This is a genomic window from Endozoicomonas sp. SCSIO W0465 (assembly GCF_023716865.1).
Lineage (GTDB): Bacteria > Pseudomonadota > Gammaproteobacteria > Pseudomonadales > Endozoicomonadaceae > Endozoicomonas.
Genome location: NZ_CP092417.1, coordinates 1,872,006 through 1,891,532, shown reverse-complemented (window position 1 = coordinate 1,891,532; position 19,527 = coordinate 1,872,006). Strand labels below are relative to the sequence as shown.

The 19,527-nt window shown below is 46.8% G+C and carries 17 protein-coding genes; 10 read left to right on the top strand and 7 right to left on the bottom strand.

Going from position 1 to position 19,527, the window contains the following annotated elements; all coding sequences use genetic code 11:
• Positions 1 to 518: 518 nt before the first annotated feature.
• Positions 519 to 2,789, top strand: a complete 2,271-nt coding sequence (locus MJO57_RS08135; protein ID WP_252024364.1) for a hypothetical protein — start codon at positions 519 to 521, stop codon at positions 2,787 to 2,789.
• A gap of 192 nt (positions 2,790 to 2,981) precedes the next feature.
• Here MJO57_RS08135 and MJO57_RS08130 read toward each other — a convergent pair whose 3' ends face one another.
• The 3 genes from MJO57_RS08130 to MJO57_RS08120 form a co-directional block, all read right to left on the bottom strand.
• A complete protein-coding gene (locus tag MJO57_RS08130; protein ID WP_252024362.1) occupies positions 2,982 to 4,505 on the bottom strand; it encodes a YifB family Mg chelatase-like AAA ATPase in 1,524 nt (507 codons plus the stop codon).
• A gap of 113 nt (positions 4,506 to 4,618) precedes the next feature.
• Positions 4,619 to 4,915 (bottom strand): accessory factor UbiK family protein, encoded by a 297-nt coding sequence (locus MJO57_RS08125; RefSeq protein ID WP_252024359.1) that lies wholly within the window; start codon positions 4,913 to 4,915, stop codon positions 4,619 to 4,621.
• 149 nt (positions 4,916 to 5,064) lie between these two features.
• Entirely contained in the window at positions 5,065 to 6,177 is a 1,113-nt protein-coding gene (locus MJO57_RS08120) for an MBL fold metallo-hydrolase (RefSeq protein WP_252024356.1), read from the bottom strand.
• Positions 6,178 to 6,673: 496 nt separating this feature from the next.
• On the opposite strand from MJO57_RS08120, the gene glnK reads away from it, so the two are divergent.
• The 3 genes from glnK to MJO57_RS08105 all read left to right on the top strand — a co-directional run bounded on the left by glnK (position 6,674) and on the right by MJO57_RS08105 (position 9,570).
• Entirely contained in the window at positions 6,674 to 7,012 is a 339-nt protein-coding gene (gene glnK / locus MJO57_RS08115; protein ID WP_252024354.1) for a P-II family nitrogen regulator, read from the top strand.
• Between the two features lie 173 nt (positions 7,013 to 7,185).
• Complete coding sequence (locus MJO57_RS08110; protein ID WP_252024341.1) at positions 7,186 to 8,436, top strand: ammonium transporter; 1,251 nt, start codon at positions 7,186 to 7,188, stop codon at positions 8,434 to 8,436.
• Between the two features lie 93 nt (positions 8,437 to 8,529).
• Positions 8,530 to 9,570 (top strand): IS1595 family transposase, encoded by a 1,041-nt coding sequence (locus tag MJO57_RS08105; RefSeq protein WP_252017335.1) that lies wholly within the window; start codon positions 8,530 to 8,532, stop codon positions 9,568 to 9,570.
• A gap of 193 nt (positions 9,571 to 9,763) precedes the next feature.
• Here the strand turns inward: MJO57_RS08105 and MJO57_RS08100 are convergent, their stop codons facing one another.
• The 3 genes from MJO57_RS08100 to MJO57_RS08090 all read right to left on the bottom strand — a co-directional run bounded on the left by MJO57_RS08100 (position 9,764) and on the right by MJO57_RS08090 (position 12,552).
• Entirely contained in the window at positions 9,764 to 9,955 is a 192-nt protein-coding gene (locus MJO57_RS08100; protein ID WP_252024340.1) for a hypothetical protein, read from the bottom strand.
• A gap of 309 nt (positions 9,956 to 10,264) precedes the next feature.
• Positions 10,265 to 11,410: a hypothetical protein gene (locus MJO57_RS08095; RefSeq protein WP_252024339.1), complete on the bottom strand. Its 1,146-nt coding sequence runs from the start codon at positions 11,408 to 11,410 to the stop codon at positions 10,265 to 10,267.
• Between the two features lie 302 nt (positions 11,411 to 11,712).
• Positions 11,713 to 12,552, bottom strand: coding sequence for a hypothetical protein (locus tag MJO57_RS08090; RefSeq protein ID WP_252024337.1), 840 nt, complete (start codon positions 12,550 to 12,552; stop codon positions 11,713 to 11,715).
• Positions 12,553 to 12,927: 375 nt separating this feature from the next.
• Between MJO57_RS08090 and MJO57_RS08085 the strand changes: the two genes are divergently transcribed.
• The 3 genes from MJO57_RS08085 to MJO57_RS08075 all read left to right on the top strand — a co-directional run bounded on the left by MJO57_RS08085 (position 12,928) and on the right by MJO57_RS08075 (position 16,231).
• On the top strand, positions 12,928 to 14,445 hold the full coding sequence (locus tag MJO57_RS08085) for an IS1182 family transposase (RefSeq protein WP_252024336.1): 1,518 nt from the start codon (positions 12,928 to 12,930) through the stop codon (positions 14,443 to 14,445).
• Between the two features lie 246 nt (positions 14,446 to 14,691).
• Positions 14,692 to 15,237, top strand: a complete 546-nt coding sequence (locus MJO57_RS08080; RefSeq protein ID WP_252024335.1) for a hypothetical protein — start codon at positions 14,692 to 14,694, stop codon at positions 15,235 to 15,237.
• 37 nt (positions 15,238 to 15,274) lie between these two features.
• Positions 15,275 to 16,231, top strand: coding sequence for an IS1595 family transposase (locus tag MJO57_RS08075; protein WP_252017306.1), 957 nt, complete (start codon positions 15,275 to 15,277; stop codon positions 16,229 to 16,231).
• 460 nt (positions 16,232 to 16,691) lie between these two features.
• On the opposite strand, the gene MJO57_RS08070 is transcribed toward MJO57_RS08075, so the two are convergent.
• Positions 16,692 to 18,206: an IS66 family transposase gene (locus MJO57_RS08070; RefSeq protein ID WP_252017330.1), complete on the bottom strand. Its 1,515-nt coding sequence runs from the start codon at positions 18,204 to 18,206 to the stop codon at positions 16,692 to 16,694.
• Here MJO57_RS08070 and MJO57_RS08065 point away from each other — a divergent pair.
• From MJO57_RS08065 to MJO57_RS32675, 3 genes are all read left to right on the top strand, one after another.
• A complete protein-coding gene (locus MJO57_RS08065) occupies positions 18,205 to 18,354 on the top strand; it encodes a hypothetical protein (protein WP_252024334.1) in 150 nt (49 codons plus the stop codon). The two genes, MJO57_RS08070 and MJO57_RS08065, sit on opposite strands and share 2 nt — an antisense overlap.
• A complete protein-coding gene (locus MJO57_RS08060) occupies positions 18,284 to 18,979 on the top strand; it encodes a transposase (RefSeq protein WP_371924871.1) in 696 nt (231 codons plus the stop codon). Before MJO57_RS08065 ends, MJO57_RS08060 begins: the two co-directional genes overlap by 71 nt.
• Before the next feature lie 334 nt (positions 18,980 to 19,313).
• Positions 19,314 to 19,445, top strand: coding sequence for a hypothetical protein (locus MJO57_RS32675; RefSeq protein ID WP_256493253.1), 132 nt, complete (start codon positions 19,314 to 19,316; stop codon positions 19,443 to 19,445).
• The last annotated feature ends 82 nt before the right edge of the window (positions 19,446 to 19,527 follow it).

Sequence of the window (19,527 nt, the reverse complement as noted above, 5' to 3'; positions counted from 1 at the left end):
GTAATTAATAGGAATGTTAAATAATGACTGGCTCTTGATTTTTTTTGGCGTTTTCGAGAAAACAGTATTATTTTCTTACTGTTAATATGGTCATCAGGGTATAAAAGCTTCATGAGACACTCTTGACGAAATAACCACTTCAGCGTCGTGACTGAAGATGGTCCAACCTTTTCTCCGAAGTCTGACAGCCTGCTGCCGTGGTGATAGTGGAAGTTCCTGTGGTCTCTTGATTTTTCTGGCTTAGAAGAGTGTACCAATACTTAACCCGGATATTTCATAAACCTTCTCCCGCTCTCGCTTGTCCTTTGCCGCTCTAAGGGAGTTTTACTCAGTCGACCGTACTCCCCGGTAAGGCGCTCCTTCGCAAAATCCCTTAGAGCGACAAAGTCCTCGGCTTTGGCATCCTGCGTCGCCCTACCTCCCACATCCATGTGGTCGTGCGCGAGATTCGGGGCAGTTTATGAAATATCCGGGTTAACCTGAACTGAGCTTATTTTAATTATTGTGATCATTTTTATTTGAAAAAAATCCAATATATCCACGCCATAAATGAACTATATAAATTTTTCACAACGAAACAAGGCGATAAAACACTTGCTAAAAGCACTCGAGGCGAGCAGTTCATGCATGTAATGACTATTCATTCCGTTAACCATCCGGATCTGGTGTCTGCAGAACATTCAGTGAACGAATATCAGGAGCCGAACGGTCGTTGGCAAAGGTTTTCGTCTGTGCAGTATGTTGAACTGGCCAAATTATTTTGTACTTCGCTTTCTCCGTTTCACACTTATGGTTCTTCTGAAGGTTCTTTACCGGTGAAGTCTGAGCCATTGTTTGGACTGACCATGCCCGTTGCTGCAGACTTTCCGGGTATGATCCGCTTTGGCGGTCACCTTGTGGCGCAGGCTCTTCCGGGCAGTTCGATGGCAAGTACACTGGCAGCCGCAGTGGGTACTTTATGTTCATCTATTGAGGTCGTTTCTGCTGTCTCGAATGCGGTGATTTCCGTTGCCGATGCTGAAACGCTGGGGAAAATCGGAAAAGATCCAAACTTCCCATTGGACGGCCATTACCGACAAACCAGCGACATAAATATGAATGACGCTCAACATCTCCACCCCATCGGCTGTCGTTTGGATCCGTTTCAAGGGGACTATGACGGTGGTGGACATAAGATCAGCGGTACAAAACACTGCCTGTTTGAAAAGATGCGTGGTAATAGTACGGTCAGAAATATCCGGGTTAGCCACGCTGACATTACCTCAGAAGATCCACACCGGTCCGTTGGTGTTATTGCCTGCAGGATGGGAGAAAACGCACAAATAATGAATGCTCTGGTCGAAAATAGCACAGCCAAAACGGTGAATAATCATGCCGATGTTGCTATCGGAACAGGTCGCATGGAGGACAAAGCCAAAATCATTTCGCTTAATGTAGTTAATTCCAAGGTCTCCAGTTACGGTCGTAAATCAAGAGCAGCTATCGGATCAGGATTAATGACAAATGATGCGAGTATCGAGAATTTAAAAGCGTTAAAGTGTAAGGTATCTTCAACTGAATGGCATTCCAGTATCGGCATTGGAACGGGATATGCCATGGGGCGTGCGGTCCTTAACGGAGTAAGCGCAGTGGGCTGCCAATTGCATTCAACCGGTAGTGCAGTGGCCTCTGCCATCGGGGCTGGAGAGGCAGGGAGCGAGGCTCGAATTGAAAACACCCTGGCTGTGATGTGTGACAATTCGGTAGAAAAAAGTACCGTCCGTGGTGATGATTCTACTCAGGCGTGGGCTGCCGCTGGTGTTGGTGTAGCCTGGGGCAAAAGCAAGATCAGTAATACCACTGCACTGGATAGCAGGTTCCATGCTGAAGCTTCCTTAACCGGTTGTGCTGCCGTTGGCGTTGGCGAAGCTCGCCCCGGCGTCACCGTGGAAAACACTGAAGCGGTCAATTGTCGAATAACTACCGATGCCTCCCTGGCAGAGTATGCAGGCATTGGCGCTGGAAATGTCTGGGACGGGGATGGCCCGAAAAATACCCTGTCAAGGAACTGCTCAGTGAGTACTAAAAGGAATAATGGTGCTGCTGCCATAGGAGGGCTGTTTATTGGGGGGTTTGGGGGGCCTCCAAGTGAGCGTATTCCCGGTGTTGCCTGCGGCTCCTCCCGTGCAGATCGCTTTGGATTTTACCACTACCCTGATTCACCGGAATGTTCGAGTATTTGTTGGACATCTGTCAGTAATATCGGGAGTAACGCTACAGGTATCCACTTCGAACAGGCATGTGATTATGGGGCTTTTAATAGCTCTTCAGTTGCCTCTTCCACTCCGGACACCTCTGCTTCAATGATCTTCTCTACAAATACCCAGCCTACCACTCTTGATAACGGGTATATCCGTCCATCCACTGCTCACCTGCCTCCAACAACAGCTCCCTCTGTTGATGTTGTTGAATTTACTGACGCTTTTATCAACAACCCAATTGCAGTAAATCCTGTTGCCTCCTCCACTTCAGTTATCTTCTCTACAGATACCTCGTCTACCACGCTTGGTAATGAAAATATCCAGCCACAAGCTGCTCACCTGCCTCCGGCAGGAGTTCCCTCCGTTGAGGTCGTCGATGTTGTTGACGCCAATCCTTTTACCATTGCCCCAATATCCATAAGGTTCCTGCTTGGTGGAGTGCTAGTAGCTGGTGCGGCTGCACTGTATTCCATCTACTCGAAACCCAGTGATAATGCCGAGAATAAAAAAACAAGGCTCTTTTCGTATTGCAGACTGCTGATTTCATAAATCAGGCTGGAATCCTCCTGTGGCAGGGCTTGGCAATATTTAGCCAGCAGTTTCCTGAAGGCATTGTATATCAAGGCCTTTGGCCAATTTTCATTGCAGAGCAGTCTGTAACCCGAAAAGAGCCAAAAACAAAAGTGGTTAATACGGTGTAGGTTTTTAAACCTCCGATCAATCTAAAATTCAGAAGCCAGTTTATGCAACAGACTGTCGATCCAGTTGCCGATATTGCAGGGCTTCTCCCAAGTGCGGGCTCAGCACCGAGGTGCTGTCTGCCAGGTCGGCAATGGTTCTGGCCACCCGTAAAACCCGATGCAGCCCACGAGTTGAGATGTGCAGTTGCTCCGACGCTCTGGCGATCAGCCCTTTCTCCTTTTCACCCAGTGCGCATACTTCAAACAACTCTCTGGATGACAGTTGGCAATTGATTTTTCCCTGTCTTGCCTGCTGTATTCTTCGGGCTTTGATGACCATGTCTCTGAGCTTTTCAGAACCGGTTTCTTTGGAATGGTTGTTCTGAACAGCAGGCTCCAGAATGGTTTGGATAGTCTGCGATGGCACTTCAATCTGAAGATCAATACGATCCAGTAATGGCCCGGATAGCTTGTTTCGGTAGCGTCTGATCTGGTCAGGTGAACATCGGCAGGTTCGCTGGCTGTCTCCCAGGTAACCACAGGGACAGGGATTCATTGCGCCTACCAGTTGGAACCGGGCAGGAAAACATTCCTGACCTTTAGCCCGGGTGATGACCACCTCGCCATTTTCCAGGGGTTCCCTGAGTATTTCCAGGGCAGCGCGGGCAAATTCTGGCATCTCATCCAGGAAGAGCACGCCGTGGTGTGCAAAAGAGACCTCCCCCGGTTGAGGTATGCTGCCACCTCCCACCAGGGAAACGGATGAAGAGGAGTGGTGAGGTGTGCGAAAAGGGCGTTGCCAGATAGTGTCCATGGAGCTGGATGTGAGTGAGTGTATAGCGGCAACATCAAGAGCTTCAGTCTCTGTCAGCGGAGGCAGCAAGCCGGGAAGACGGCTGGCCAACATGGTTTTTCCGGTACCGGGTGGACCAAAAAGCAGCAGATGGTGACAACCGGTAGCTGCAATCAGCAACGCTCGTTTGGCTTGCTCCTGCCCTCGTACATCGGACAGATCTGGATAATTTGTCCTGCCAACATGCGGGTCTGGTTTTGCCGGTTCAATATCAGTCTTTTCCTGCAGGTAAGCGCAAACTTCTGCAAGACTTCGTGTGCCGATAATAGTGACCTTGCTGACCATGGCAGCAACAGACGCATTTTGTTCAGGAAGAATCAACGTCCTGTTCATGGCTTTGCAGGCTAACGAGGCAGGAAGAATCGCCCTGACTGGACGAAGGTGACCAGAAAGCGCCAGCTCACCAAGGAACTCTTTACTTTCCAGAGTCTTGCCCGGCAGCTGCCCTGACGCCACCAGAATGCCCAGCGCAATCGGCAGATCAAAACGTCCACCTTCTTTTGGCAGGTCTGCCGGGGCAAGGTTGACCGTAATTCTGCCATCAGGAAATTCATAACCACTGTTAATAAGGGCACTGCGAACACGATCCTTGCTTTCCCGGACAGCGGCTTCTGGTAAACCGACAATATTTAAACAGGGCAGTCCCTGGGAAAGATGAACTTCCACTGAAACCGATGGGGCACGTATGCCCTGATTTGCCCGAGTGTAAACCTGGGCCAGCGTTGAAGGCATTTTTTATTGACCGATTAATCAACCTCAAACGATCAAAGATAGCAGCTTATGAGAGAGTTGCCGGTTCAGTTTGCACCTGCCTTAAGCTTCAGGCACAGCGTATGAACCGGTGATTAATTGTCAGCGTTTTGCTGGTCGTCGTTGTTGCTGCTGTCTTGCAGCAATGTTTGTTCTGACCTCAGGGCTTCCACTGCTTTTTCCAACGCTTCAAGACGCTCGCGGGTGTGTCTCAGAACCGCAACCTGAGTATCAAACTCATCACGGGTGACCAGCTCCAGTTTTGACAGCGCACTGTCGACCAGTGCTTTGATATTTTTTTCGATATCTTCCCGGGTCTGGCTTTTGTCACCATTAAAGAGGTCAGCGGCTTTACTGGCGATCGTATTAATTAAGGCGGCTTTATCGATCATGGTTATCGCTTGGCGGGTAGTCAGAGATAGGGGAAGGATACCTCAATAGCAGTAAGTCCTGATAGAACCCGTACAGAAAAACGCTCAATCCCGGGTTATCATTATCAGAGCCAAAACCATCTGAGCCGAAGGACAAAGTCCTGCTTATTTCACAATCCATCATCGAATAAAGCCATAATCTTTCCGGGTTTGATCACAATAAAGTCGTTATCAGCAACACCCTGTTGCCGTTTGGCGACCTGCAGATCTTCCGGCGGTTGCAACATCGGCTCATTGGTCAGCATAAAACTGCCCCAGTGCATCGCCAGCGATAAGCGGGAGCCAACGTCGTTGTGGATATGCACGGCTTCTGCCGGATTGACATGGATTTCTTTCATAAACCAGCGGGGCTCATAGGCTCCAATCGGCAACATGGCCATATCCATATAGCCGAAGTGCTCACCAATGGCTTTAAAATCCGAGCTGTAGCCCGTATCCCCGGCAAAATAAAAGCGTTTGCCCGGTTCAGATGACTCAGCAGTTGCTTCAAATACCCAGCCGCACCAGAGCGTTCGGTCCGGAAATATTGAACGGCCACTGAAGTGCTGACAAGGTACTGCCGTATAAGTCCAGCCACGGTGAGTATGGGATTCCCACCAGTCCAGCTCGACCCAATTATCGATAGCCTGTTTGCTGAACCACTGGCCTAAACCCAGGGGCAACATAAACAGGGGAGGATTGTCTTTTTGCCTGTTCTGAATCGCCAATACCGAGTTACGGTCCAGGTGGTCGTAATGATCGTGAGAAATCACCACCACATCCACATGGGGTAAGGCATCAATAGCGATTGCCGGCGGAGAATAACGCTTGGGACCAGCCCACTGTACGGGAGACGCTCGTTCAGAAAAATGCGGGTCGGTAATAATATTCATGCCCTGGTGGCGAATCAAAAAGGTGGCATGACCAATCCAGCTCGTCAGGGATTTATCGGAATGCTCAAATACCGAATAATCATCGTCCACCACCGGAATAGAGACTGTCTCCGGCAGGGTCTCAGTAATTTTCCATTTCAAGATGTTCCGCAACGAACGATGATGCATTTGCATCGCCTCGTTATTGCGAAAACCACCGCTTGGTAGGTGATGCTTTTTAGAACGATTCATGGCAGCTACCTGTTTATATTCTTCGATCAAGTGAGCGCGTAGCAACACCGCAATAAAATTCAGGTATTGCCACACGGCCATAACTTTTTTGCTGACGACTTTTAAATCGCCAGCAAACACAAAAAAATAACCAGATAAACAGGGAAAATACCATGAAAAATGTGATTATCATGGGCGATTATAGCCGCTATGGCCTAGCTGCGGTTCAACTCTTTTGCAAAGAAGTTTGCAACGAAGGCTATGAGGCCTGGTGATTGCGCACTGTTATGGTGCACCTGTTGGGCGAGACAATCGGTTTTAGTGCATCAATTTAGTGCGTCAAAGGGGTGCGTATGCTGGTTTCGGGACTCGTTTGAATCCGTGTAACCGTCGATCATGTCCATTTATGGGGATAGGTAAAAACTGGCACAATACCTGCTTAGACAGGTTGACCATTTAATCAGTGCCGGGCGGGATCGCCTGAAACCAATACTGGCGGGGTCCGTTCTTCCTTTTGTTAGCCCTTGAAATAAACAGGCAGTTGTAACACGAGGGGAAATGCGTAGACTTTGGAAGCAGTATCGCATCCAGGTCACCCCTCCGGGATGAATAGTAAGTAAAGCCAGGAGAATAATGCATGAAGTTAGTATCAGCCATTATCAAGCCATTCAAACTTGATGACGTGCGGGAAGCGCTTTCTGATATCGGCGTTCAGGGTATTACTGTAACTGAGGTCAAGGGTTTTGGTCGCCAGAAAGGTCATACCGAGCTGTATCGCGGTGCAGAGTATGTTGTGGACTTTCTGCCCAAGGTCAAGATTGAAGTGGCTATCTCAGATGACCAGCTCGATCAGGTGATTGAAGCCATTTCCAAGGCAGCCAATACCGGCAAAATCGGTGACGGCAAGATTTTTGTCACCGCTCTGGAACAGGCCATTCGGATCCGCACCGGAGAGACAGGCGTCGACGCTATCTAAAGCCAGTCAATGGCATTACTCATCAGCAGCCACTGATGACATCGCCCTGCAGTAATAGGGATATGCAGCCGTGAGCTAAGAACAGCCATGAGCTAAGAACAGCCATGAGCTAAGAACAGCCATGAGCTGAGAAAAAAAGATAAGAAGATGTAAATTATACTGGGAGGGGTCCCGTGGACGATATAAATCAGCTGTCGTATGCGCTCGATACTTTTTATTTTCTGATGTGTGGTGCACTGGTCATGTGGATGGCCGCAGGCTTTGCCATGCTTGAAGCCGGTTTGGTGCGCTCAAAGAACACCGTGGAAATTCTGACCAAAAATATTTCCCTGTTTGCCATTGCCTGCACCATGTACCTGCTGTGCGGTTACCAGATCATGTATCCGGGTGCCAATGAAGGAGGCATTATGCCCCTGTTCGGCACATTGCTGGGTACCGAGAACAGCGTCGAGTCGGTGGTTGCCGGTGGAGATGACGCACCGTACTACTCTCTGCGCTCTGACTTCTTCTTCCAGGTGGTCTTCGTGGCGACCGCCATGTCCATCGTTTCCGGTGCGGTTGCTGAGCGTATGAAATTGTGGGCCTTCCTGCTGTTTGCGGTCTTTATGACTGGCTTCATCTACCCCGTACAGGGCTTCTGGAAGTGGGGTGGAGGCTTCCTGAACGAGGCTGGCTTCCAGGACTTTGCCGGTTCCGGTGTGGTTCACATGGCCGGGGCTTCTGCCGCCCTGGCTGGTGTCCTGCTGCTGGGTGCCCGTAAAGGCAAGTATGCCTCGAACGGCGCTGTTAATGCCATTCCCGGTGCTAACCTGCCTCTGGCCACTCTGGGTACCTTTATCCTCTGGCTGGGCTGGTTCGGCTTTAACGGTGGTTCTCAGCTAAAGATTGCCGATGTTGAAAATGCCAACGCGGTTGCCCAGATCTTTGTCAACACCAATGCTGGCGCAGCCGGTGGTGTCATTGCCGCCCTGATCGTTGCCAGACTGCTGTTTGGCAAGGCTGACCTGACCATGGCCCTGAACGGTGCTCTGGCTGGTCTGGTTGCTATTACCGCTGAACCTCTGACACCAACTGCCCAAGGTGCAACGCTGATTGGTGCCATCGGTGGAGCCCTGGTTGTCTTCTCTATCGTTGCACTCGACAAACTGCGCATTGATGATCCAGTAGGTGCTATCTCTGTTCACGGTGTTGTGGGTGTCTGGGGTCTGCTGGCTGTCCCTCTGACCAATGAAGCGGCCAGGTTCGAGATACAGCTGCTGGGTATTGCCAGTATCTTCGCCTGGGTGTTTGGTACCTCTCTGGTCGTCTGGGGTGTGATCAAGGTGATCATGGGTCTGCGTATCTCTGAAGAGGAAGAGTACGAAGGGGCTGACCTTACTGAATGCGGTATGGAGGCATACCCGGAGTTCACCGGCAACTCTTAAACGCCCGGAGTGATAACGTTACTTGCTGGCTAAGTTACCGTTAATGGTTGAATCAGCTAAACTCCCATAAAATCTACGTTGTAGGGGAGTGATATGCAATCTGAACTCTTCCAGAATTTTATTGATTCCATTTCAACATTAACCAGTGAACAGCGAGACATTCTTAACAACTCGCTCCTTAGTACTCAAATAGAGGTTACCGAGGTAGTAGAAACCACTGACTCTGAACCTGTTTACAGTGAATCTATACCCAATAACGATAATGCAACACCTGACGTAGAAAAGAGCATACTTGCCCAATTTGCCGAAAACCCCAGGTGCCCCAAATGCAAAAGCCATAGCGTTGGTCGCTGGGGCATACGAAATGGCCGACAGCGCTACCACTGCAAGACTTGCGACTCAACGTTTAACGCCTTTAGTGGAACGCCTTTGGCAAGGCTCAGGCACCCTGAAAAATGGAACAAGTACCTCGCAGGTATGACTCACTCTATGGTCTTGCGACCAGCTGCTGCTGAGAATGCCATTGACTTGAAAACTGCGTTCCGCTGGCGTCACCGCTTTCTTGAAGTGATTAATAATGATCAAGCAGAAGAGCTTTGTGGCATTACTGAGCTTGATGAAACATTTTTCCGTGAATCCTTCAAAGGGCAAAGAGAAGGCCTTCCACGGCCAACCCGAAAGCGGGGTAATGATCCCAACAAAGCCCGAAAAGTCCCGGTAATGGTGGCTCGGGACCGTAATCGAAATACCGTTGACGGTGTATTAGAAAACGAAAGTGCTAATGAATTGTGCAGGCATTTAAATGGCCGCATATCGATACAGGCCACGGTCTGTGCGGATGCACACCTCGCTCACGAAAAACTTGCTGACAAGCTTGGATTTGTCTTCAAGGAGCTGGTGACATCAGCAGGTCAACATGTTGTTGAAGGCATCTACCACATCCAGACTGTAAATTCTTATCACAGTCATTTAAAACGCTGGATTGGCGGCGTATTCCAAGGGGTTGCAACTCGTTACCTTCCCCATTATCTGGCCTGGAGGCGAGAACTGACGGCAGCAAAAAAATTAACTGTTGGCCGGTTGATCAGCAGAATTACTGAACATTGGTGCTTCCAACCATTAACGGTAACTTAGCCTTACTTGCTTATATTGATGTCGATGCAACCAAATCGTGGTAGTAGCGACAATTGATTTGTCGGTTGATGAATAAGTTGTAAATCCACCGCATATAGTGAAAATCAAAAGAGCGTAAAATGAAAAGGTTTTTTCACCATAACTTGTAAACCCACGGCTCTGGTTTAGCCTGATATCAGGTTACCAGAGTCGTTCAGTTATGAAACCACGCAAGCTTGGAAAGTCTACCAAAAAACACATCGATGGCTTCAGTAGCATAAAGTCGGGAAAGCACTTCAGAGTCGAGTCGGGCAACGAGTTTAGTGCTTGTTACCACCTCGAAAAGGGAAAAGGCAATTTCTTCTTTATACTCTTTGTGACCTTTGTGGTTCCATTCAAAACCCATTATCAATGGGGAGGTAAGGCTAAGTTCCCTTTAATGGTTGGTGGTAGTTTTAATAGCTGTAGATATTCAGGTATTAAACAGAAATACTGAAACGCTATTAAAATTAAATATCAGCCATTGCCAGCTAAGAAATCCACTGAGCAAGGTCTTTCACTGCTCTTCCCAAGCCCTATGCTCTGTTGGTTTTTCTCAAGTACCTATAATAAATCTAAGTACTTATTACTCCAAGGTATGAAGAAAAAAACAACGCCAACCACTAAAGGGAACATAGCCGGGAGGTAAGCTTAATGTCCACCCTAAGTGCAATGCTTAAGTCTCAGGCATCTCTGCTGATACTTTATTCAGAAAACTATGATAGTCATCGGGATTCAATCCCAGTTTGTGCAAGTATTGAGCGGTTTGATGACGAACTTCTTTAGCTGTATAATCTTTGCTGTCTTTAACATCGTCAGGTACATACTGAATCGGCTCACCTTTTATTCGACGGTTATGGATATATTCGAACCAGGCTTTTAAAAACTGATTAATCAGTTTCAACTCTTGTATACTTTCAGGACAACGGAAAAAGCGAAACTCTATTGTGGAATAAGGTTCGACTGCCTCAGTTCCCAGAATATGCAATAAACCTATAGCCATAAATTTATTTGTAAACACATCACCCACACGACCATAAATTTGTTGCAAGGGAGACATCTGCACATAATGGCTATATATTTCTGAAAACTGTTTAAGCTTGTCCAGTTTTTCTGAATCTGTGAGCCGATAGCTATTCACTTCTTCATGATGGGAATCAGCTAATTTTTCATTATACGAAGTAATCATCAAATTTATCCGTTCAATGGCTAATTCTTTCATATCAGAATTATCAGAAAACAACTTATACCACTGACTCTCATTATTTTTGATAATTTTGTCATTATTACCAAATGCCCTGCTTAGGTAGGGATTGCTCTCAATCTCCCTTTGTAATTCCAGTAGAACGGCGGGATTACCACGCGTAGCAGATAGTGCATCCACATGCTTGTGACCGGAGGAATAATCTATAAGCCCAAGGTGAATCATTGCATTAACCGATTCAAAGACTTTTTCCAGACAATAGTCTGCACCAGACTCACCATCATGGTATGGTGTACAATTCATCTCAAGCCATCGATTAGAATCTATAAAAGGGATTACATGGAAATGGCCATCAAAAGTAAGGCCACGAAGACAAGGTGTCTGATTAGCGCCTAATTTTCTCATATGACCTTCAAATTTCTGAACATAAGCATGCGCCCCACCCCATAATTTTTTTTTGAAATCATATTCCAACTCTTCACCAAATTTTAGATCAACGAAGTGGTCAAGTGCTGTAACCTGTCCAACTGAATCTGATTTTTCTACAAACATATCATTGAGGGTCTCAAACCAGTGTTTATAGAATTCCGGCTCCATGACACTCTGATTAAAAGCCATTCTAAGTTTCTTGTTACTTCTCAGGATGGCCATAATTAAACTTCTGCATTTGTAGCCATCACCAAATTCGAGTTCTTCAATCGTATCAATATATCTTGTGGCTATCAAAAAAAGTCATAAAATGATCAAATTCTGAAAAAAGGCCATTCCCAAAAAGAATCTTTCCAAAAAATTCAAATGCTTCACGCCCGATTATTTTATAACGTCTATCATCTAAATCCGTATAATTCTTAAAAAGGTAATCAGATAATAATTCTCCAAGATAATAATATGGATTGTCTAAATCTCGTTCTTTTGAAAGCTTAGTTTTTTTGAAGAGCAAACATCTCTGATAGTAATGTATCTATTTCATTGACCCGTTTATCAGTAATTGTTTGTTCATGACGATATTTACCGACATCATCTCTAAAATTGAATCGCTGATCTTTTAACATACCTTCCATAAACAATATAAAATCCACAAATATTTCTTTAATGTTTTGCTTGGTGGTAATGGGGGTACATGAAATATATAAATTCCCGGGACTCTTTATTTTTTTATAATCGATTACTCTTTCGATGGATAAACTATGGTTCTTGGCTAGATTATTAATGGTATTCAGGAAATGCTTGGCTGCCTCCTGAGGTGACAACTCCAGAGCATCAGAGCCAAGCATTGTTTCTTCAATTTTATGCTGCTTGCACGATTTCACTTGTGGTGATACCGATTGGTTATGACGCTTGATTTGCTCACCAAATTTCTCAAATGACCGATCACCTTTGTTACTCACTGTTCCTGATTTAATTGAACTACCCAAGCCGGTTATTCCGTGTATGCCGCCTTTAATAGACGGAACACCATCTGGTTTAAAGGCTGACTCATCATTATTTTTGGCAGTGATTGAGCCTCCATGGCTAAATTTAGCAGCTTTGATTTTTCTTCCGAACCGAGTCTTTTTTGGACCTGTAAAGTCTGACTGCCTTTGCGAAGTATGATCGGCAGGTGGAATAAACGTCGGAACCTCGGAGTTTGAAGTACACAGCGTTCTGCTATTGGTTGCACCAGTAAAGGTGACGGGCTCACAAGTCTCTGTTTGAGATGTTGCATTGGTCGAAATGCTCGCAGTGAATGCGGGTCCGTTTATTATTGTTAATTCGTGCATAGTGTTTATTCTCATTAATAATTTATGGATTTGAACAATCAACGAAACTAGAAGTGCGCTCTTTTGACTCTGTACATCTCCGGACAGAATTTCCTACCTAACAACATAGGCAGGTGGAACTTTACTTTCGCGCACTCTTTGACCATCTAGTCAATAAATAGTTCCGTCGTTCTGTTTCTTGGTATCCAAGGCTTAGGACTGACTACTTCCTCATGATTTGTTGGAGAAAACTATGGGCTCTCTGCCAGATTAATGTGTGAATAAAACAGAGTTGCCATGCTGTATATCATGCCTTGGTCTCTAGGAGGCTGTCCGAGAATAGCCTGATTAAGTATAATCAGGCATCTTCTGCCCACTTTATTGTTGCCGAAACGGATGTCATCAATCAAATTCAAAGATAACCCTGCTGATTTTGACCAGCACCTGATGTTCCCATCGAACATCTGCGACCTGCTGCCACCAGATCATGATTGCTTCGTTTTTGAAGATATCTTCAAGCATATCGACACCTCTGAAGTGGAAAAGCAGTATCACCATCTTGGCCAGAATGCCTACCACCCACGACTGATTATATCGATCCTGATCTATGCCTATAGCCATGGTGTGTTCAGCTCCAGGGAGATTGAACGGCGCTGCAATCAGGACTTGGCTTTCATGTATATCGCCAAACAGCACTGCCCAAATTTCCGGGTGCTCAGTGACTTTCGTAAAAACCAGGCCACCTTTTTTAAAAGCAGTTTCAAACAGAGCGTGCTGCTCGCCCGGGAACTACAGATGGCCTCGCTGGGCCACATCGCTCTTGATGGTTCCAAATTCAAAGCCGACTCATCAAAGCATAAGGCCATGAGCTACGCACGACTTAAGGCCAAAGAAGCTGAATTAATGGCTGAAGTTGAGGCCCTGATTAAAAAAGCCGAAACCAGTGACAGTGAAGAGGACGATGCTTATCAGCAGGAGACTGGCTACAGCATTCCTGAAGACTTGCAATTCAAGCAGGAACGGTTAGAGAAAATCCAGGAGGCCAAAAAAGCGCTTGAAGAACGGGAACAGGCCCTGAATCCCGATAAGCCGATAGACGACAAAAAGCAAATCAGCTTTGCTGATCATGATGCCAGGATCATGGGTAAAAAAGGCAGTGGCTATCAGTACAGTTATAACGCCCAGATCAGCGTCGACAGCGATAATGGTATCATTGTTGGCCAGCACATCAGCCAGCATGCCAATGACAAGCAGGAAGTAAAGCCTGCACTTGAAGCCATTGCAGAAGCAACAGATAACGCGTCCATTGGCAAAATGAGTGAGGATAATGGCTATTACTCAGGGCCCAACCTGCAAGCGTTTGATGATGCGAACATTGACGCTTACATGGCTACGGATCGACAGGAGAAGCCTGCAACAGAGGGACTGGAAGACTCTGACAGAAAGTTTGTCAAAGCGGATTTTATTTACCATGAAGCAGACGACAGCTTTACCTGCCCTGCCGGTGAGAAGCTGATTTATAACACGGCTAGCAAAGCAAAACACAAAAGCTACCGCGTCAGTAAAGATATCTGCCGGGATTGCCCGTTACGTAAAAGGTGCAGTGGTGACAACAAAGACCCGGGGAAAGTGATTCGCACAGACCGCCACGAAGCCATACGCCAGGCGATGAACCGCAAAATGGAAACCAAAGAGGCCAAAGCGGTTTATGAGCGTCGCAAGGTGATTGCGGAACCGCCTTTTGGCCAAATCAAGAACTCAGGATTCAGAGGGTTCAGTGTCCGGGGTAAGGAAAAAGTGGCTGGAGAATTTTCACTGGTCTGCAGTGCTTATAATTTCAAAAAAATTGTCAAATCGGTTTCAACGGGATCAATCCGTCTTGAAGAAGCAAAAAGGCTTAAAATGGCAGCATAAAGGCAAGCAAAAGGGTAAAAAACGCAATTTTTACCCCAAAACAGGCTAAATTTAGGTCAATATTTGATCAGCCAAGAAAATGCTGAAGCTTTCGTTTTTTCAATAGCTAGTTCTCGTCCAAAAACACAACCAATTGAAAACTGTAGATTTTATCCTGAAAAATTAAGTGGAGCCCTACTGCTATCTGGCGACTAAACTTCCCAAGAGCAAGAAACATAAGGGATTGCCAAAAACAGAGGACTCCAAATGCGCAAAAAACGCAACCCGCAGTGTAGTATGGAACTCCATTACGTACCTCATGAAATCTGCTCCCAGCTTTCCGGTATCTCGCAATGGCTTGACGCCCATCCACAGTTCAATGACTGGATTTATGAGGACTTAAGTTCTGGTGATAAACAGAACACTGGGCGGAACGGACTATCAGCAGAATCCGTTCTTCGTGCGGCACTCCTGAAACAGTATTTGAATTGTGATTATGACTACTTGTCGTTTGTTTTGATGGACTCCATGCTCTTTCGAGACTTTTGTCGCCTCGAACCAAACCAGCGCCCCAGTCGCTCCAGTTTGCATGGGCTCATCAGCCTTCTTACTGCATCTACATGGGAACGGATTAATAACTGTCAGCTAATGACCGCTAAAGATCAGGGTATTGAAAAAGGGCGCACTGTGGCTATTGACAGCACAGTCACCGAATCGGATATCAAACCTCCTTGCGACAGTGATCTTTTAGCCAGTTCCGTTAAAGAAATTCCTGATTACCACCGACCCTACGTCGTGAGCCAGCTGCTATAATAAACGTCGATAGTCATGTGTTTTGGAGGTAAAACTGATGTGTAAAAACACCATTCAGTTCCAAAAAGGCCTTGGCATTATGCAATTTCTGGCTAATTACGGCAGTGAAGAGCAGTGTGAGAACGCGCTGTCCTCTTGGCGCTGGCCAGATGGCTTCCAATGCCCGAAGTGTGGCTCCCGCAGTTTCTGCAAGCTTCACCGGAAAGCTGAATTCCAGTGCAATTGCTGCCGTTGCCAAACCTCGCTTACCAGTAACACTATCTTTGACTCAACAAAGCTGCCTCTAGCTACCTGGTTTCTGGGTATCTATCTCGTCACCCAGAATAAAGCGGGGATTTCTTGCCTGACGCTTCATCGACAACTTGGCATTTCCTACAATGCCGCATTGCGCATGAAACACAAACTCATGCAGGTCATGATGGAAAGAGATAACAGCTGGCAGTTGAGTGGTTTTGTTCAGATTGATGACGCCTATTGGGGCGGAGAGCGCCACGGAGGCCGCCGGGGCAGAGGCTCAGAGAACAAAGCCCCCTTCGTGGCCGCAGTTCAGACAGATGCTGATAACCACCCTATCTACATGAAGTTCAATGCCGTTGATAACTTCCGGCGAAAAACCATTCAGGAGTGGGCAGAACATGCCCTGAAAAAGGGTGTCCGGGCCGTCAGCGATGGCTTGTCCTGTTTCCGGGGTATTGAAGATGCCGGATGCCAGCACACAGCCATCATTACCGGTGGTGGGCATGCATCCATGGAGAATGAGTTGTTCACCTGGGTAAATACCATGCTGGGAAACGTGAAAACAGCGATTACCGGTACTTACCATAAGCTCGACCCCAAGCATCTGGGCCGTTATCTATCAGAGTTCAACTATCGGTTTAACCGGCGTTTTGATATGCCTTCAATGATCTCAAGGCTAGGTCGGGCTGCAGTCAATACAGCACCGATGCCGGATCGACTTCTCAAACTGCCAGACGTCCAGTGGAAACCGGGTTAGCCATCAACCGATAATTGAAAGTCAGTTGACGTATTAATATCATTATTTCGAATGATGATGTGGGTCTTTGCTTGTTCGGAGCGGTTATGAAACCGAATTTAGTTGATAATCTGGAGAACAAGCCGTCATGATGCCTGCTCCACCGGTAATACTGGAGAGGTTCTATTATTTCTTTACCGGGTTATAGACATAAAGAATGAAAAGCTGCACGTATATTCTTAAATTATCTTTCCCTGTGTCATGACGTACGATCAGTGGTAATCAGGAAGAAATTTGTCGGCTGCTGGAACGGGGACAAACACTGACAGCGACACCGCTTTATGAATATACCCATCACAACCGAGCCGTAAAAGATGCGGCCAGAAAATGCATCTACGCTGGCAAAGAAGAGCGGCATCAGCATTATAAAAAACTGCTGCAGTTGACCCGAAAATCCCGGAAGGTACTTATCGAAGCGTAACTATTCAGCACTGAGCAAAGGCATATTACAGTAATTCCGAACAGCTCTATGAAGTGATTGATATATGTCCATTCCCTGTTTTCTGGCAGACGACAAATAGCTGCGAATCCGTGCAAACATAGAACCACCGTCTGCACTCCTGAAGCAGCCTGAGATTTTCTGCTTTAACTTGGCCATTCGAACATCCCGCTCACTGCCATTGTTATCGAAGGGAATGGTAAAATCTGACATGAAGCGCAGTGTCTCAGCCTTGAACTCAGTGAGTCGTTTGAAGAGATTGTAAGCTTTAGTATTCTTGACTTTCTTGCGCTTAAGCTCCTCTCGTTGCTTCTCCATATAGACGACTTCTTTCATTAGAGCCCGCTGAAGCAACCGGTCATAAATCTTCTCGATTCGTTCACAGACAACACTTGGCATCTGTAGCATACCTATGGTCTTAAAGCCCTTGCAGTAATGCCAGGAAAGCCTCAGTAGCTTCATCAATCGCAACGCCAGTTGATTGCTGTCCCTATCAACAACACCCAAAAGCTCCCTCAGGTGATGGGCATTGCAAAGTACGTGAGTTGCCGCATATGCAAAATAGGATTTCCAATGATCATGAACCAGAACGCCTGCAAATGTTAGCAGTATGCCCATCGTGTCCATGGCCTCACGACCTCGCTTTTCAGACAAGTAGTAGAGCGTCCATTGTTCATCCCGCATAACGTGTAGCCAGTGCAAAGAGCCCTCGGCCCGCATACCCGTTTCATCGGCTCCGGCAACAGACGATTCCCGCAAGGCGTCACGAATAACCTCTTCAGTAGAAGCCAGATTTTCATAGGTTCTGGCCACAAAATTGGCGACAGTGCCTGCACTTACACTCATTTTATAGAGAGTATTAAAATACTCTGACACGCGCTTAAAAGGCAGGAAATGGTATTGGTTAAGATAGACGGCCATAGCCTGTGTGGCTGAGCCATATTGTGCGGCAGCGGTAACACCTTCCGGGAATTCAGCCTGATTCCGACAACCACAAGTGCAGATTTTTACTTCAGCTCTATGGGCCGTTACTTCAAATTCACCCGGTCTCCCTGGTTCAAACACCTGTCGTTCAATATATTTGACCGGCTCACTATCAAGAAGAGACGCCTGACATTTATTGCATTCTTTAACCGGAAGGTACTCAATATAGTCAGGGATATCGACCTGTTTAAGACAAGTGCCCTGATGCCCTTTCTTTCCACCGGCTTTATTACCAGAAGACTGTCTCAGACTTTTAGGATTGGGTTTTTCATCCGATGGATCGGTACCTTTATCTGCGGAAAGGTCGTCAGAATGATCTGGAGAATTACTGTTTTTACAAGGTTTTTGATAACCATCAGACGATGGCGGCTTGCTGCTGTTTTGACTGTTCTTGCCAACCTTTTCTTCCAATTCTCGACATCGCTCTTCCAGACAGGCAACTCTCATCCGCAGCTCTGCATTCTCTTTCAAGAGAATCTCAGCCGACATAGTTGCGGGTAGTTCTGGAATCATGCTGGCGAATATTGTGGAAAAATGGTGCTTAAGAGGATGGTATAAAAATCAGAAAATTCCAGATTTATGTGGGGGTGCTGAACAGTTACATCGAAGCTACTGTCACGCTAGCAAACGCCCGTCAGCAGGGGCAGTGTCTCCTGGCTGATGATGCCGACAAGTGGCAGGCCGATGTGGATCACCTGTTACCCCTGGTGGATGCAATAGTCTCCCAGACAGAGCGCAGGGTCTTTAAGGGTGAAAAGGTGCCAGCCCAGGAAAAAGTGGTTAGCCTGTATGAACCCCATACGGATATCATCGTAAAAGACAGGCGGCAAGTACAGTATGGCCATAAACTGAACCTGGTTCAGGGAAAAAGTCGATTGATCCTGGACCTGGTTATTGAGGAAGGTAACCCAGCGGATTCGGACCAATTCATTCCGATGATGGAAAGACAAAAAGAAATTTATGGTCGTGTACCTCGCCAGACAAGCGGTGACGGCGGATACGCGTGTCGCGCTAATTTGGAAAAAGCCAAGGCCATGGGAATCAGCGATGTAGCTTTTAATAAGAAGCGCGGACTTGAAGTCGAAGAGATGACTAAAAGTCAGTATGTGTATAAAACGCTCTTTCGCTTCCGGGCAGGTATTGAAGCGGGAATTTCGTGGCTAAAGAGATGTTTTGGGCTATCACGTTGCCACTGCAAGGGTTCTGAGCGTTTTGATTCTCATTGCTGGTTATCGGTGGTCTGTTACAACCTGGTGATTCTGGCCAGACACCCGGCACCATCCTGATAGCCACCTCCACGCTACATGAAAGTACCTTTCCAGCATGGTGGGAGGATGTTTTCTGCCTGCTTTTCGCGTTTTTCTCCAATATCCGTCCCAGATTAGAGAAAAAAAGGGAAGAGTTTTTGCGGCTCTCTGGAATTTCAGGAAATATCAAAACGCACGTACAATCTAATTATGATTGCCTGATGCGTTTTTGGACGAGAACTAGCTAGTTCTCGGACAGCCTCCTAGGCTGGGCCGGATAGCCCAGAAGAAGCATACTGGCTTTCCTGGCCTGAATGGTGCTAAAGCACCATTGAATCAGGATTACGGCACCACCACGCCATTCTCAAGGCTTATGACGAGCTCTTCGGTATGGGTATGCGCTGCCTGCAACTATGAGTTCCCGGAGAAAGAAAAGCACAATGCCGAAGTATTCGGGGCAGCACTATTGGCTAACCAGATAGAGCCGGAAGGTTGGACGTTATGAAAGGACAAACCACTCAGGAATATTTTGCAGAACAATATAAGAACTCGACTTTAGAGTTTTAAGAGCACAATAGTTCCGGCGC

What these genes read in the sequence shown, in the direction of transcription:
- MJO57_RS08130 (WP_252024362.1), bottom strand. Translation starts at nt 4,505, where the DNA reads ATGCCTTCAACGCTGGCCCAGGTTTACACTCGGGCAAATCAGGGCATA.
- MJO57_RS08125 (WP_252024359.1), bottom strand. Translation starts at nt 4,915, where the DNA reads ATGATCGATAAAGCCGCCTTAATTAATACGATCGCCAGTAAAGCCGCT.
- glnK (WP_252024354.1), top strand. Translation starts at nt 6,674, where the DNA reads ATGAAGTTAGTATCAGCCATTATCAAGCCATTCAAACTTGATGACGTG.
- MJO57_RS08105 (WP_252017335.1), top strand. Translation starts at nt 8,530, where the DNA reads ATGCAATCTGAACTCTTCCAGAATTTTATTGATTCCATTTCAACATTA.
- MJO57_RS08100 (WP_252024340.1), bottom strand. Translation starts at nt 9,955, where the DNA reads ATGGGTTTTGAATGGAACCACAAAGGTCACAAAGAGTATAAAGAAGAA.
- MJO57_RS08095 (WP_252024339.1), bottom strand. Translation starts at nt 11,410, where the DNA reads ATGGCTTTTAATCAGAGTGTCATGGAGCCGGAATTCTATAAACACTGG.
- MJO57_RS08090 (WP_252024337.1), bottom strand. Translation starts at nt 12,552, where the DNA reads ATGCACGAATTAACAATAATAAACGGACCCGCATTCACTGCGAGCATT.
- MJO57_RS08085 (WP_252024336.1), top strand. Translation starts at nt 12,928, where the DNA reads ATGTCATCAATCAAATTCAAAGATAACCCTGCTGATTTTGACCAGCAC.
- MJO57_RS08080 (WP_252024335.1), top strand. Translation starts at nt 14,692, where the DNA reads ATGCGCAAAAAACGCAACCCGCAGTGTAGTATGGAACTCCATTACGTA.
- MJO57_RS08075 (WP_252017306.1), top strand. Translation starts at nt 15,275, where the DNA reads ATGTGTAAAAACACCATTCAGTTCCAAAAAGGCCTTGGCATTATGCAA.
- MJO57_RS08065 (WP_252024334.1), top strand. Translation starts at nt 18,205, where the DNA reads ATGCTGGCGAATATTGTGGAAAAATGGTGCTTAAGAGGATGGTATAAA.
- MJO57_RS08070 (WP_252017330.1), bottom strand. Translation starts at nt 18,206, where the DNA reads ATGATTCCAGAACTACCCGCAACTATGTCGGCTGAGATTCTCTTGAAA.
- MJO57_RS32675 (WP_256493253.1), top strand. Translation starts at nt 19,314, where the DNA reads ATGACGAGCTCTTCGGTATGGGTATGCGCTGCCTGCAACTATGAGTTC.